Annotated in this window: 13 protein-coding genes; all 13 read right to left on the bottom strand. The window is 41.6% G+C overall.

Translation table 11 applies throughout. The annotated features are described in order from the left end of the window. Positions 1-64: 64 nt before the first annotated feature. Positions 65-526, bottom strand: a complete 462-nt coding sequence (locus ACJAZP_RS03910; RefSeq protein WP_415229422.1) for a tetratricopeptide repeat protein — start codon at positions 524-526, stop codon at positions 65-67. Between the two features lie 225 nt (positions 527-751). Next, on the bottom strand, positions 752-3,223 hold the full coding sequence (locus tag ACJAZP_RS03905) for a DNA polymerase II (protein ID WP_415229421.1): 2,472 nt from the start codon (positions 3,221-3,223) through the stop codon (positions 752-754). Between the two features lie 199 nt (positions 3,224-3,422). Continuing rightward, positions 3,423-3,902 (bottom strand): FKBP-type peptidyl-prolyl cis-trans isomerase, encoded by a 480-nt coding sequence (locus tag ACJAZP_RS03900; RefSeq protein ID WP_415229420.1) that lies wholly within the window; start codon positions 3,900-3,902, stop codon positions 3,423-3,425. A 53-nt stretch (positions 3,903-3,955) separates the two neighbouring features. Beyond that, positions 3,956-4,492 carry a hypothetical protein gene (locus tag ACJAZP_RS03895; protein WP_415229419.1) on the bottom strand — a complete coding sequence of 179 codons (537 nt, stop codon included), beginning with the start codon at positions 4,490-4,492 and terminating at the stop codon, positions 3,956-3,958. A gap of 13 nt (positions 4,493-4,505) precedes the next feature. Further along, positions 4,506-5,372, bottom strand: coding sequence for a hypothetical protein (locus ACJAZP_RS03890; RefSeq protein WP_415229418.1), 867 nt, complete (start codon positions 5,370-5,372; stop codon positions 4,506-4,508). Positions 5,373-5,441: 69 nt separating this feature from the next. Further along, positions 5,442-6,476: an L-threonine 3-dehydrogenase gene (gene tdh / locus ACJAZP_RS03885; protein WP_415229417.1), complete on the bottom strand. Its 1,035-nt coding sequence runs from the start codon at positions 6,474-6,476 to the stop codon at positions 5,442-5,444. A gap of 12 nt (positions 6,477-6,488) precedes the next feature. Beyond that, entirely contained in the window at positions 6,489-7,682 is a 1,194-nt protein-coding gene (locus ACJAZP_RS03880) for a glycine C-acetyltransferase (protein WP_415229416.1), read from the bottom strand. A gap of 185 nt (positions 7,683-7,867) precedes the next feature. Continuing rightward, on the bottom strand, positions 7,868-8,374 hold the full coding sequence (locus tag ACJAZP_RS03875; RefSeq protein ID WP_415229415.1) for a DUF3087 domain-containing protein: 507 nt from the start codon (positions 8,372-8,374) through the stop codon (positions 7,868-7,870). 161 nt (positions 8,375-8,535) lie between these two features. After that, positions 8,536-9,387 carry a hypothetical protein gene (locus ACJAZP_RS03870; RefSeq protein WP_415229414.1) on the bottom strand — a complete coding sequence of 284 codons (852 nt, stop codon included), beginning with the start codon at positions 9,385-9,387 and terminating at the stop codon, positions 8,536-8,538. Between the two features lie 34 nt (positions 9,388-9,421). Beyond that, positions 9,422-9,922 (bottom strand): L,D-transpeptidase family protein, encoded by a 501-nt coding sequence (locus ACJAZP_RS03865; protein ID WP_415229413.1) that lies wholly within the window; start codon positions 9,920-9,922, stop codon positions 9,422-9,424. A gap of 94 nt (positions 9,923-10,016) precedes the next feature. Further along, positions 10,017-11,258 carry a hypothetical protein gene (locus ACJAZP_RS03860; RefSeq protein ID WP_415229412.1) on the bottom strand — a complete coding sequence of 414 codons (1,242 nt, stop codon included), beginning with the start codon at positions 11,256-11,258 and terminating at the stop codon, positions 10,017-10,019. Beyond that, on the bottom strand, positions 11,258-11,881 hold the full coding sequence (locus ACJAZP_RS03855) for a hypothetical protein (RefSeq protein WP_415229411.1): 624 nt from the start codon (positions 11,879-11,881) through the stop codon (positions 11,258-11,260). Before ACJAZP_RS03855 ends, ACJAZP_RS03860 begins: the two co-directional genes overlap by 1 nt. Beyond that, a complete protein-coding gene (locus ACJAZP_RS03850; protein ID WP_415229410.1) occupies positions 11,881-15,624 on the bottom strand; it encodes an ATP-binding protein in 3,744 nt (1,247 codons plus the stop codon). Before ACJAZP_RS03850 ends, ACJAZP_RS03855 begins: the two co-directional genes overlap by 1 nt. Positions 15,625-15,881 lie beyond the last annotated feature (257 nt).

Genomic DNA, 15,881 nt, shown 5'->3' with positions numbered 1-15,881 from the left:
GCCTTATTAGTGCTGATTTTTCCTTTGCAATCATTGATCACTTCATTAATTATTTTGGTATAAATCATGCGCGCATTGACAAAATATTTTTCATTTTTCGCGCATTATGATAACCATTAGACTCCGATAAATGAGTCCACATAAGCGCTAATTTAATATTTTGCACAACACCTTCACCCGTTAAATAGACCAAGCCCAGTTTAAACTGGGCTTTTGCATCACCTTGCTGTGCCGCTTTTAAATACCATTTTGCGGCGGTTTTATAATGTTGAGTCAGTCCCGTTCCGCTGTAATACATTTCAGCGAGTTTAAATTGTGCTTTGGAATTACCCTGCGCTGCCGCTTTCTGATACCATTTTGCCGCTGTCTTATAATCTTGAGCGACACCTTCTCCGCTGTAGTACATTTCGCCCAGTTGATATTGTGAATCAACCTCACCCTGCTGGGCTTTTTGCAAGGCAGACGCGTTGGCAAAGACAGACAATGACATAAACAGACAGATAGATACATTCAGTAATTTTTTCATGATTGGGTTTCCTTTAATTTTTTAAGATATATGGTTTGTTAGGATACAAACCAGTTTGAATGCAAAAAATTTAATGGTTGAGCTGACTATGTACGAATAATACACAAGATAATGACTAAAACAAGAGACTAGTTTGATTATTCTTCACCTGTTAATAAATACGTCAAAGCCCATGGAATACACCATCAATAGGTTAACAGTGCGCTGCATTACATTTTTATGGGATCAAAACAAACGCATTTGATCCGAAATCATTTCGTCAAAATTTTTGCCAAGCAGCGGCAGTATCGCTTCGGCTATCGGTTTCAACTGCTTGTCTATGTAATGCTGGTAATCGATCTCCGATTGAAGATAATCTGCAGGCTCTGGCCCGTTTACAGTAATAAGATAAGCAATACGTCCGCGCTGCTGGTACTGCAGCGGGCGGCCTAAATTCGCATTAATCTTGTCGGCCAAACGCGCAGCCCGCACCTGCGGAGGCACATTTTTAAGGTACGCATTTAAAGGACGACGCAGGCGTTTATGATAGATCAACTGCTGATCCAGCTGACCGTTATTTAACGACTCGACCGTATCTATGATCAATCTATCGATCGGCTGCTTGGCAAATACTTTAGCATAGAGCTTTTTCTGAAAATGTTGAGCAAGCTCGGTCCAGTCGGAGCGCACCGTTTCCAGCCCTTTAAATATCATCGATTCACCGTCGGGCGTTATTTTTAATCCGGCATAACGTTTTTTAGAGCCGGTATCGGATCCCCGTAACGTCGGCATAAAAAATTTCCTGAAACAGGTTTCAAACTCAATTTCCAGAAAACACTCCAATTGAAATTCACACTTAAGTTTGTTCTGCCAATAGTGGTTAATACATTTTTCAAGTACTTTTCCGCGCGCCTGTGCATCAATGGCATTACTGCAGTCCTTTAACCACACAAAGGTTGAATCGGTATCGCCGTAAACCACCTGATCGCCCTGCTGTTCAATAAAATCACGGGTTTCCAGCATAATTTGATGACCGCGCAGGGTAATTGAACTGGCCAGACGGGTATCGTGAAAACGGCAACCCGCCGATCCCAGCACCCCGTACATACTGTTCATAATGATTTTAATCGCATGCTGAAAAGGTTGATTATTTTCTTTTTTAGCGGACTCTCTGGCGGCCGTTAGCTTGTCGAGAATATCCGGCAAATGATGTTTATCACGGCTGAATCTTGCACCTCTAAATCCGGGAATGGAATGCTTGTGCTGTTCTTTAAGTCCTTCAATCATACCCATGGGATCAATCTTAAAAGTACGGATAATAGAAGGATACAACGATTTAAAATCCAGTACTAATACCCAATCATAAAGCCCCGGCGTGGAGTCCATGACAAAACCGCCGGGTGAGTGCTGCGCTTCAATGTCGCCGATATTAGGCGCAATGTAACCGCTGCGATGTAATAACGGCAGGTACAGATTAGTAAAAGCTGCAACCGATGCGCCGCGACGATCCAGTGCTAACCCGGTTAAGCGCGCGCGTTGTATCGCATATTCAGTTAACTGCGCTTTGGCAAAGATGCGCTCAACTAGCAGACAATCCTGAAGATTATAACGGGCCAGTGAGAGAGGTTCCTGCTCGAATTGGCGTTTTATCTCCAATCCCTTGTTATGGGTATAATTGTGGATATTGGTGATCAGTTTGCCTGTCGATAACATCGCTTGACTGACAAATTCGAGACTAAAGCTTTCAAACATCCAGCCCGCATTTTTGAGTTGATCGATACCATCTAATACCACTCTGCCGTTTAAAATCACCGTGCCCTGCTCCGGCTCGCTGCTGTGTGCTAACCAACGTAAAGGCGAACCATCTCGCCCGAGTCTTAAGGACATATTGTGGACTTCAGCGCGTTTGGCTAACAGGCGCAGATCAAAATTTGCAACCGCCCAGCCAATCACCGCATCGGGATCATGACATTGAAACCAGGCCTCTAATGCTCGCAATAAGGCGGGTTCATTTTCCTGCCATTGAATATTAATATCATCAGCGGGCACATCATCAGCGGGCTGAGACTGCCCTATCATCAGTACCGTTGCGTAGCGATCAGCGTTTAACTGCCCTGATTGGTTATCAATTGAGCTGTTATCAATGTCTGTTTTATTTGAACTGTTACCGTAGCTGAGCCCAATAGAATAAAGCTCCCCCGAAGGACTGCATTCAATATCCAGTGACACCTGTTTCAGCTTGGGGGTGAATGTGGTTGGTGAAAGTGTCACTGCCTGACAATGCCAGTAGCTTCCCCGCCAGCTAAAATCCCCCTGTACCGAGACGGTGCCGTAGATAAAACGTTCCATCAGGTAACGGTCACATACTCTGATATCGGCTTCAAATATAGCAATGGACGCGGTGCTTAAAACAGCCTGAAGTTGCCTGAAAATTTTGTTATTCAGGCAATACACCGCGCTAACCGATTCACCGTTAAAAGAGCGCAACGAAAGAGGGCGAATCTCATCGGGGGCCAAATGCTTTGCTGCCCATAACGTCTGCGCCCGTTCAAGCTGTTGCTGATGAATAAGAAACACATAACGTTGCGCAGGTAAAATAACCCGGCAGGGCCCCTGCTTCGAAGCCAGCCATAACTCTATTTCTACGCCTTGTTTTGTTTCATATTGCCGGCGTGTGAGGATTAAACCCGCAATTTTCTGACGCTGCGTTCCTGACATAAAATTAACTTACCTTAAAATAACAGATCAAAGGATTCCAAATAACTAGCTGCAACTGGCAGCTTCCCTGAATTGAGAAAGAACATCAAGAGAGAACATCAAACGGTTTATCATATTATAAAGGCGGGATAAAAACTATTTAGGGCAAAAATAAAGACGCAACGGCGCCTTTATTTTTGTAAGCAGATTTAAAGTGAGATTAATGCCCGCATCCGCCTTTATTGTGTACGTGGCCGTGGGTTATCTCTTCGGCTGTGGCCTCACGCAGAGCAATAATTTCAATGGAAAAGGTTAAGGTTTTTCCCGCAAGAGGATGATTTAAATCACAATCGGCATTAAAGCGCCCCACTTTCACTATGGTCACCTGCTGGCGTCCCTGATTTGATTCAACCACTGCGGACATACCCGGCTTCCAGATTTTTGCCCCCTGCAGATGTTTAATAGGGATGCGCTGTAAAGCGCCTTCGCGGCGCTGACCATAACTTTGTTCAGGCGTTAATGTCACTTCTAATTTGTCGCCGACCGTTTTACCAACCAGGGCATTTTCAAGTGTTTCAAATAACCCTTTAAAACCATGTAAATAAACTAATGGTGCACCGCCAAAACTGTTTTCAAGTTGTTTATCTGAATCTCTTAAGGTGTAATGGAATTCAACTACTGAGTTTTTGTTAATTAACATACTAGGTTCTCATTTGTAAAAATAATTTAGGGTGAAGCAATCTGCTAATAGCATTAATGATTATGGCAATGTTGATCATGTTGGTGATCTTCATCCTCTTCTTCTATTACTGAAAAAGCGTCTAAAATCTCTCCACTTGGAGAGTAATCATCCTCATCGCCTGCAATATAGCGTACGTGTTCCCAGGTCAGCATATAAGCAAAGTACAAGCGCAGTTTTCTTTTTTGTTTAATATCCGTTGTGGTAAAGATTTGACTGCCTTTATAGCCCTGCAGTGTTTCAATAATATTGATAAATCTAAGCCAGTCGTGACTGTCTTGTGAGGTGCATTTAGATTCAATGGCGTTCTCAATTAAACGATTAAACGCCAATAAAGCATTCCAGAATTTATTATCTGTTTCAGCATCTTTTAGTTTTTTTGCCGATAAGATTAAAAACCGTAATGAATGGCTATGCTGACCTTCTATGTTCAAATAGCGGGTCAATTCCTGCTCTAAAAAAACAGCACTTTTTGCAAAAAAAACCGGTTCGTTGAGGTTTACATTGGCACTGCAAAGTTCTTTGACAAAACTGTCAAATGCTTGGTTCATTTTATTTTCCTTTTTATAACTTATAAAGCCCGAGCGCAATTTGATGGGCGAGCATATGTTCTTGTTTTAGTGTTTTACGATTGTGCAGCATTGACTCAAAAGCCATTTGGCACTTATCGGGTAGATTTTTATAGTGCTGCAAATATTGAATTGCAGCATTCTGTTTATAAAATTCTTGTTCAGCATCCTTAGCCTGCGAGAATTTGACCACCGAACTGTCCTTTGGAGTTAACCAATATTCGGCAGAGCAGGTCAGTGCAATTTGAATACCCGCCGGATCTAAATCACTGAAGCAGATTAATTGCTGTTGATTATTATTAAAACGTTTAAAAAAAGCATAAGCCGTGCTCGTTTGTTGTTTTTCCTGAATATCACCACGGTAAAGCCATAACGGATTATCTAGTTGCGCGGGCAGGTTCAATGCCGGCAGGTTGGCCATCATCTCTAAATTTTCAACAAATATAATTTGCTTATGCTCGATTGATTTAATCTCATCCGCTTTGACGTACAGGCCTAAGGACGTAAAAGCATTCGCAGGATAAACTTGCCCGTTTAGCTGCAAACCATCAAGGCTGTTTATAAGCACAAAATCCCGACACACAGCATGACTGTTATCTTTTTCGTTACGCCTATGCAGTGCATTTTCCCGACGGGATTGAGGGACATACTCGTCGGTCAAAACATCCAGTTTTAATTGCTTTTGAATTTCTCGAATAAGAGAAATGCGTTGATCATAGCTAAAATGCAAAGACCCTCTGTCAATCTCACCAAATCCGTATTGATGGTGCAAGGTACGGGCAAGCGCGGTTAATTTAACCGAGCCCCCCTGGCGCTGTTTTAATAACTGGCGTTTACAATAATCAAAAAGTTGTTTATTCATCAATTTCCTAACTACAAAACAGCGCAAGCCGTAAAATTATTGTGCTTCGAATCCAGCTAATATAAATAACTAAATGGTCCAATCAAGAATGACTTTACCGGATTTTCCCGAAAGCATCATATCAAAACCTTCCTGAAATTTATCAATGGGATAAGTATGAGTTATGATGGGATTCAAATTCAAACCGGATTGTATTAAACTGGCCATTTTATACCAGGTTTCAAACATCTCCCGACCATAAATTCCTTTAATAACCAGTCCTTTAAAAATAACCATATTCCAATCAATGGACATATCAGAAGGTGGAATACCGAGCAGTGCAATTTTACCACCGTGGGTTATATTTTTAAGCATACTATTAAAGGCAATCGGCGCGCCGGACATCTCCAAGCCGACATCAAACCCTTCGGTCATGCCCAGTTGTGACATAACATCTTCGATCTTTTGCTGAGCGACATTCACCGCGCGGGTCACGCCCATTTTTCTTGCCAAATCTAAGCGGTATTCATTGATATCGGTTATCACCACATAACGTGCGCCGGCATGTTTAGCAACCGCTGCCGCCATAATACCAATCGGTCCGGCACCGGTGATAAGCACATCTTCACCAACCACATCAAATGATAACGCGGTGTGTACCGCATTGCCAAAGGGGTCAAAAATAGAGGCCAAATCGTCGGATATACCCAGAGGGATTTTAAAGGCATTAAAAGCAGGAATAACCAGATATTCAGCAAAGGCACCGCTGCGGTTAACCCCCACACCTATCGTATTACGACAAAGATGCGTGCGGCCTGCGCGGCAGTTACGGCAATGCCCGCAGGTAATATGGCCTTCGCCGGAGACCCGGTCACCGATATTAAAGCCGCGCACTTCCTGGCCCATTCCGACCACTTCGCCGACGTATTCATGGCCAACAACCATCGGTACGGGAATGGTATTTTGTGACCATTCATCCCAGTTATAAATATGAATATCAGTCCCGCAGATAGCCGTTTTATGGATTTTAATCAACAGATCGTTATGCCCGGGCTGAGGTTTCTCGACCGTGGTCATCCAGATACCAACTTCGGGTTTTAATTTTGCCAGCGCTTTTATTTGCATTTTATTCCCCAATTAAATTAAGCCCATCTGTTGACCGACTTCAATAAAAACATCAATCGCATAATCAAGCTGTTCGGTGCTATGTGCGGCAGACATTTGCGTGCGGATACGTGCCTGCTCCTTGGGTACAACGGGAAAAGAGAAAGCCACCACATAAACACCTTTACGCAGGGCTCTTTCCGCAAACTCGGCGGCTATTTTTGCATCGCTCAACATAATTGGAATAATCGCATGGCCACTGCCGCCCATGGTAAAACCGGCCTCGGTCATGCGACTGCGAAAGTGCGCTGAATTTTCCCACAGTGTGGTGCGCAAGTCGTCACTTTTAGCCAGTAAATCCAGTACTTCAATGGAAGCACAAACGATCGCAGGAGCAAGCGAGTTGGAAAAAAGATAAGGACGCGAACGCTGGCGTAACCAATCAATCACTTCTTTTTTAGCGGCGGTATAACCGCCGGATGCGCCGCCCATGGCTTTACCCAAGGTGCCGGTAATAATATCAATACGGCCCATGACATGATGATATTCATGGGTACCACGGCCGTGATCCCCCATAAAACCAACGGCATGGGAATCATCCACCATCACCAGAGCGTCATATTTATCAGCTAAATCGCAAATGGCCGGTAAATTGGCAACCACCCCATCCATAGAAAAAACACCGTCGGTGACAATCAGAGTATGCCGTGCGCCCGCTTTTTGTGCGGCAATCAATTGCTCTTCTAATTCAAGCATATTATTGTTGGCATAACGAAAGCGTTTTGCTTTGCATAAACGCACACCATCTATGATAGAAGCATGGTTTAGTGCGTCTGAAATAATGGCGTCATCGGCATTCAAAATAGTTTCAAATAAACCGGTATTGGCATCAAAGCAGGACGTATAAAGAATAGTATCTTCCATGCCTAAAAATGCAGAGAGTTTCGCTTCCAGCTCTTTATGCTTATCTTGAGTGCCGCAAATAAAACGCACCGAGGCCATGCCAAAACCTTGCTCATCAAGCCCTTTTTTAGCAGCCTCAATCAACTCAGGATGGTTTGCTAACCCAAGATAGTTATTGGCACAAAAATTAAGTACCTGCTCACCACTTGCTATTGACACTAAGGCCTGCTGAGCGGAGGTAATGACTCGTTCTGATTTATACAGGCCGTCATTTTTGACTTGTTCGATTTGTTGATTAATTTGTTGATAGAATTTATTAGACATGACACACCACAAAATTGATTTAGCAGAAAATTATTTGACTATTTTATATTAAAACTGAAGGTATGGGAGATAAATCATTGTAAATACAAATATGATTAATATATTTACAATGATAATTTGCTGTCATTGTCTGACGCACTCGGCTTGTGATCATGAAAAGCGTAAATTACCTACCAAACCACTCATTAGAAGGTTTTTAACTGGTCACTGTGATAGCTGTTTGCATCGAGCAGAAAATCATACTTAACGGCCAATTCATCCAGCTCTTTTTGACTATCATCTAAACTTTTTATGGTCAGGAGATTATCGTCCAATAACCATAATTGACGCGAACCGTCATAACTAAACTGCAGTGCATTCATGGCATTTTGGTTACCCTGATTTGCAGCAAGCTTTAATTTCCTCATCGCTCGGGTTATTTTATTTAAAGACTGTTTTAAGTCCCAAACATAAGCCACTTCGGTCATAAAATCATGACTTTTAAATTTCAATAATAGACTGATTAAGAATAAACAGGTCGTTACCACTCCCAGCAAGTTCCAATAAAAATGAGAACCTGACGGATCCGGTAATAACAAGATCAACAATTGTGCAACGCTCAAACTACCTATCACCAAGGTGCTGATACAGGCACCTATTACAATATTTAAATGGCGACGATATCGTTGTTTATCGATTAACACTAGCTGCATAAAAACCTCATTATTGTCAAGATTGCTGCAGTGTAGAAGCTAAGTTACATATTACCAAGCGATTAATGACGGATAAAACAGATTTAAGGAGAATAGAAAATGAATTAGGCTGTGACTGAAAGTGAAGAGAGACCAAGTTGGCGGGTAAAGTAATAAGAAGCTTAATCATAGGACGACACATTGCTATCAAATTTAATGATGAATAAACCATCTTCAATCTGTTCATCTAAAACCGTAAATAATTGTCCAGGTAAATCTTTATTTCCTCCAGAATCGACTTTCTTTGCGGCAGTAAAGTCAGCTATTTTTTTGAGCATCCAATACCTTGTTTGAATCCCCTGCCCGTCCACGGAGAGTTTACCTTTTCCGGTTTTTTGATCAAAAGAGAACGTTTCATTAATAGGCACATAGCCGCTAAGAAGCTGCTCCGCATTTTTTGTTGTGCCAAATTCTGTAATAATATTTTCTAACAGATTAATTTTTTGAGAAAAGCTTTTTGGAAATCGAGCCACTTTATTAAGACCAAGGTATAAATCTTCAATTGTCCAGGAGCCGTCACCATTGCTCACAGCCAGATATCTAAAACCATGACTTTTTGAATAATTGAGATAAGAATCAACTTGATTAACGTACACATTATCAAACATATTTGATTTTTCAAGCGCATATTTTACCGCTTTAAAATCTTGTTTATACAGGCTTAAAAAATAGCGCTGTAATTCCGGATTCGGGGAGCCGGTTACAAAGGGAGGCTGACTGAGAAGAAGGTCCGTTGGCATATTAATGAAGATTGATCCGCCAAAGTATTGGCCGGGTTTTACCTCCTCGATTTGATCCTTATACATCCTCTGCTGATAATCAAGTGCGCCATTCATAGTAGAAAAGGTTTGTCCGTCCAAGTTATAACTTGTGCAGCCAAAAAGCAGCGAAGCGGATAGAATGACCAGCGTATAATATTTTATGTTGAAACTCCTGTGCTGAGTAATAGGTATTTTCTCTTCTGCTCTAGACATTTTTTATTATAGTAAACATTCTAAAGTGTCACATTCAGGGGCGAATTTCGATCGGCGTACCGTCTTTTACCAGGGTCCAAAACTGTGTTATCTCCTGGTTGGTAAGAGCAATACAACCATCAGTCCAATCGCGTCCTTTAAATTGAGACGGATGATATTTGTTATTATTTGGCTGTCCGTGTATGTATATTTCTCCGCCGGGGCTGACACCGTTATCTGCAGCTGACCGCAGATCCATTTCACTGGGATAATTGATATGCAAAGACAAATGAAAGCGGCTTTCAGGATTCCTGTAATCAATCACATACCTTCCCTCCGGCGTTCTTTTATCACCCTCCTTGCCCTTATGACCTATCGGACGATAACCTAAAGATATTCGGTATTCATGATAGACGACACCCTGTTTAATCAAATACATTTTGCGCTTAGACTTTTCGACCACAACCTGATCGGCGAACGGAAGAATAGCATTAGCTGAAACGATTAAAGGCTGTATAAACAATATTAGAATAAATAATTTTTTCATTATTTCCATATAAATACTCCCTTGGCTTCTAGCCCTTTAACGTCCATCTTCTAGCCCTTTAGCCTTCTAGCTTATAACTTTTTAGCCCTTCAGCTTTTACTTTTTAACGCAGAACAATTTCCAGATCATTATAGGTATAATTATCCGCGACCCCGGGATCGGGTGAGCCTTTCATTTTTATATCTAGCGCAGCCTGTTGCTCATTAGTTAATTTGCAATAACAACTAAAGACAAGCTCAATCCAAGCCTTAGGATGAATCTGCTGCGCTTGAGTGACCCAATTTGTTTGTGACTGTTGCCAAAAATCCAGTGCAGAGACCGGCAAATCACTCTCTATTGCCTGTTCAAATAAATAATCGGTTTGCTCTTCAAAAAAATCACTTTCATAAACGAGTTTTTCAATACTGCTGATCACCACTTTCGAGCTATCCCGTTCTTTCTGCACGGGTTGGTTATTTTGTTTGCGTAATGCCTGCACCAGATTCATTAACGGGGTTTCTACCGCGGTATTATGCGGGTCAACGTAACTGCACAACTGCATTACCGGTGCAAACTTCAATAACTCAGGGAAACCGGGTTCCTCATAGAGCTGCTCGTTAAGTTCAAATTCCGGATGCTGACGTAAATAACGGGCCATATTGCGTAACTGGCTTGCCTGCTTTTCATCTCGACGCAAACGAAACAGACTTAAGCGCATATTATCGATGATAAAACGTAAACGCGGTAAGGTCTGGTTAAACCAGTAAATAAAGCCGGTTATTTTACGCGCGAAATCATTAGGACAGGGCCAGTTAATCCATTCATAACAGGATTCGGGATCAATCTGCTGCAGTTCAGTCAATAAATTTTGGGCATGGTTTAAATAACGTTCATTTTGTTTTATTTTATTAGCCAGCGTACTGACAAAACCAAACTGACTGACAATCGCATAGTGCATATTCTCAAGGTTGGTATTTAAACCATCTTTGGTTTCATAGAGTAGATCATCCAACTGATCGAGATAAAACTCCGCATCATCACTCTGTTTTGCCTGCATCGCCTGTTGAAAGTCAGAAACTGTTTCGTCCAAAGCTTCAATGACTTTACCCATATCGGTCAGTTGACGGTAACTGCTTTGTTTACGCATCAAACGATTGAGCATACGTTTAAAATCCGTGGTGATACGAAATTCACCGGGCTCGTCATCGGGTCTTAACAGGCCCGCTTTATGTAACAGATTGATAGTACGTTGTTCAGCTAGATCTGTTACCACCGAACCATAGACATAAGCATTCGCCAGCAGCTCGTCGTGTGCGCCAATTTTACGTAATAACTCCGCAACCTGTCCTGCATCATAACCGGCCATTAAAAGAGTAACTCCTCTTGCTGGCTGTGCGTCTCTTCCGGTAATTCAACTTTTTCAGAATCATTTAGAAATTCAATTAACAGATAAATAAGGTCAAATTTTGCACTTGCATAATAACGGCTGCTGCCGGCGTTTTTGCGCACCAGATAATGCATCTCTTCGAGTTTTTGGAAAACCGTCACCAACTGTTCACGTGTTTCCACTTTGTTAGTTTTAAAAGGTTTGATAGAGGTTAAACGGCGTAACTGATCACGCAGGGTCTGATCGTGCTCAAAGGGATCAAAAAGGGTATTAATATTGACCACGGATTTTGCGCGTACCGGCAGATCCGCATGAGAAGCGGTTAATAACAAGTCTAAAAATTCAACCAGGGGTCTGAAAGTGGCGCGCATCTCGGAAAAAAGCGCCGTCAGTTCGACACTGTTGGACTGATCAACCTGAACGAAGGTACAATAATACGCTTCAGCGCTTTCTAAATAGCTGAGGTTTCTGTCTAAATTTGCTAAAAAATCATCCACCCGTTGATTATTACTGCCCGCTTTTAAATATTCATACTCTTCCGGATAAGCCGTTTCACAAATAACGGCTCCGGTTAATAATTTTTGCACCGTTTGTTTAAACATTAACTTAACTCCTGTGCGCTTTGTTCTATACCAATACTCTCATCGGTGTCTTGTATAACGCTGCTGTCGTGATTTTTTTGCGCATTGGCGCGTTGCGCTAACAGTTCATCTAAACGCGAAGCGGGAATGCCGGCATGGAAAATTTTATTGTCTTTTAATTTATAGTGGCGCTGGTAGAGTGAAAGGATATGCCTGTCTGTTGAAGGCGATGCCGATAAAATACTGATATTATTGTCGTTAAACATCTGCAGTAACAAATCAACATTTTCAGCCGCTAACTCCCCAAGCTCATCAACGGGTAATATTATTTGCGAGCTGTTTTCACCCGTACCGCGTAACATTCCTAAAAGACCTGCAAATAATGACAGCATGGCCAGATAAGAAAGCCCGGTGGAGCTCACTTTTTTAAGTTGTTTGGCGTTACGGGCATGCTTCACCTGGCCTTTTTCAGTGATCGTAAATTCAATATCAAAGAGGTTATTATGGGCTAAAGCAAAACCTTCACTGGGTAAGTATGCCGATAGTCTTTGCATTGCATGCACCAGTTCATCGGGTATTTCCCCCGACCCGTCTCTTAATTGATCCCGGTATAATTCAAATGCTTTAGCAAAAACCTGCAACGGTCCCCAATAATCTAACTCTTCCTGTTTCATCACGGTGGTGACATTAATATCCGCCAGCGCTTCAAAATGGGTCAGTGCGGTGACATTAGTGGATAGTTTTTTACCAATCTGTTTAATACGGTGACCAAAGTTTTCTATATGCTGATAGAACTCATTGATCATATTGGCATTAACCGTCACTAATTGATAAGTGCTTTTTTGTTTTTGCTCGGCACTGCTTAACAGGTCAGCAATCGGACTGCGATATTTAAATAATAATTCCGCGCCCTGGTATTGATCATTCTCGGCAACTAACTTTTGCCAATTTTCATATAACTCACTGGCTGAATGATCTTTTTTGAAACGTTCATTAAACTTATTAAGTTGTTCATTAAGACGTTTATGGATGCTTTTAAATTGGGTCAGGCAATCGTTGCAAAAACTGATACTCAGGTCAGCCTGGTTGGTTGGTTGATGCTCTGCAAAGGTGGCATTAATACCATTTTGTTCACAATCACGATGACTGTCATTGAGTAACAGCAATAGCTCTTCGCTGGCATGAATTTGCATATTGAGCTTTTTGATAATGACCCTGGTATCACTGATCTGCGTGCCAAGGTTAATCTGACACTCTTCGATGGACTGTTCAATATTACGTTTGTTTATATTTCTATTTTGATTATGTTCAACCAGACTATCTCGGTGACTGTAACGCTCATTCATAAACTGCAAATAGCTGCGCGCTTTTTGCTCAAAGACAGCACATTTTTCCAGTGCTTTAATAAGCACTTTTCTTTCCTGGCTGCGTTTATCCACTTCACCATCGGGATCAAGTTTATTCAAATCCGTATTTTTCTGTTTTTGCAGCTCTTTGATCCGTGTTTTATGGCTAGACTCTAAGGACAGCAACGATTCACTCAACAACTCCAACTGTACATCTCTGTCGCTTTCAACCACCATGCGCTTTTCTAACATCTGATTGTTTAATTCGCTTTTTTGATCCTGCTGCAACTCTGTAAATGCCAGTTGTTTTTTATCATGCGCTTTTTTCTGATTTTCCAATGAATGAATCTGTTCATTGACGCTGTCAATATGCGCTTTAACTGCGAGCTGTTTTTTAACCGCAAGATGTTGATGCTGCGCTTTGAGTTGCTGCAGCGTTAATTCGTTTTGTTTTAAGCCCTGCGCCGCCTGGGTTATTCTAAGCTGCTGGTTTTCAATCTGCTTACTGAGCTGGGCAATATGCTCATCCAGTTGTTTAATCTTCTCAACTTGCGTCAGGTAGGTTGTTTCAAGCGCATCCCGTTTTTCACGCAGTTGTGTTTCATCAAGGAGCAGCGAGTCGTTGTTTTGAATCTGCTGTAAATCTAACTGCAAACCATAAAAGCTTAATTCCCCACCTACCCAGGAAGGGTCAAGGTCACAACGGCCAAGTTGCGCGCTGCTTAATAAACGGCCGATGCTTTGCTTCCAGTCTCCTGCCAGTGGCTCGTTATTTAAAAAATCATGCAATGAGCCTTTTTTCGGAATACGTTGCAGATCAATTTCCAGGCGTTCACTGCGTAACTGTTCTAAATAACGGTTTTCCTGTTTATATTTATCACTTTGTTTTTCTCGTGATTTATCAAACTGGGTCAGTTCAGTATGTAAAGCAGACTGCTCTTTAAAGCGCTGCGTTTGTTTTTCCTGCGCCGCATTTAATAGAACCTGATTATTTTCAATATCGGCCAATAATTCCGGTTCAATAATGGCTTGATTTAATTGAAATTGCGCATTTTGCAGCGCATTTTCAATCTGTTGCTGTCCAATTTTTAAGTTTAAGTTTTGCTGATTTAACTGCTCATTCAACTCATTACACTGCTGCTGGTAAACTTCCGATATAACGGTTAATTGCAGCGATGCAGTCTCTTTAATGTTAGCCGTTTTATCTTTATTTCCGGCAATCTCGGTGACATGCTCTAATTTTCTATCTTGAATAAAGCGATCAAATTTTTGCTGAATTTTATTAATATTACCCTCAAAGGCTTCAATAATAGCATTCACTTCATTTAACTGATTTTGGATATGCGGAGCTTGTGCGGCGTGCAGGTGATAGCTGGGCGCGTCATCCTGGTCAAAAATCAATTTGTCTTCATCGAGCAGATTGATACGACTTTGATCCGCTTCGATTTTTGCCTTGAGGGTGAATAATTCAGCGTTTAAACGATCCACTGAATCCTGAAGCTGTTTCTCTAATGAGATTAATAATTGGCGTTTCGCGGTTTTTGTTTCACCGCGCTCTTGCTGCACCGCTAAAAGACGCTTTTGATGCTCAATAATTTCAAAGTGCAGGTGTTGCAGTTTAAGCAGCAGGCTTTCCAGACTGCTAAAATCATTTTGCCAAAGGGTTATTTTGTCCGCGACTTTTTGGATTGCCCGGCCGGCCTGAATATCCGCAAGCCAATGGCTTATTTCCTCTTTTTTAAGGCTGATCTGCTCTTTTTCATCAACAGTGTTACGCGCCAGATGATCGCTGGCAATAGCCACCAGCATGCGTTTAACAGCATCGAAATCAAGGTTCTTTTCAATGGTACCGTTAATCACTTTATCAATATGCGGACAGGGCTGGTCACTAAAAGAATAACGCTTTTGTAATAAATACACGTCTTTTACTTTACGTCCACTGCGTAGGTTTTGAATAACTTGACGGTATTTATCAACGCCTAAAAAAACAGAACAATCGCAGCCGGCATTACGATAGAATTTTTCAACATCACGGACCCGATAAGGTTTGTTATTATCGGCAATAAAATAGTCACTGTTATAAGCGCCGTCAATAAATTTAAAATGCACACCACGTCCTTCACTGCTCGCTATTACCATACAGGTTTGACCGAAGGGACGTTGGTATTCATAAACCAGCATACTGGAATCACGTGGTAGGTAATAATCCGCGAAATTACGAGCTTGATCAACTTTACTGACGATATCACTTGGGCGCATTCCGTAAAAAAGCGGCAACAAACGCATCAGTGACGTTTTACCCGCGCCATTGGTTCCTTCGAGTTGTGTGTGGCCAGTTAAATTAAGCTCATTAACCTGCCCTTTCCAGAAACTGTCAATGATAATAATGCGCAGTAGTTGATAGGCTTGCTGAGCCATAAAAAATCCTTGTGTGAATGCTTTTATATAAAATACTAGAGAGAAATATAAACAACTAATTTAAAAATGCGGGATTCAGCTTGTGCAAATAAATTAAGCTTCTAAATTGACGCTAATTTATAAGGATAAAGACAGTTTGTCGATGCTTTTCCCGGAAGATTGTGCGTTAAATAAGCTTTCAATCGCTAAAATAACAATCTTTAGCAGCAATAAAGCTGAACTGACTTTTTTACCGCCAGGTTGATGCTTTTATACCC

This window comes from Psychromonas sp. (genome assembly GCF_047632955.1).
GTDB lineage: Bacteria > Pseudomonadota > Gammaproteobacteria > Enterobacterales > Psychromonadaceae > Psychromonas.
The sequence above is the reverse complement of the archived record's forward strand: the minus strand, read 5'-3'. Positions and strand labels throughout refer to the sequence as shown.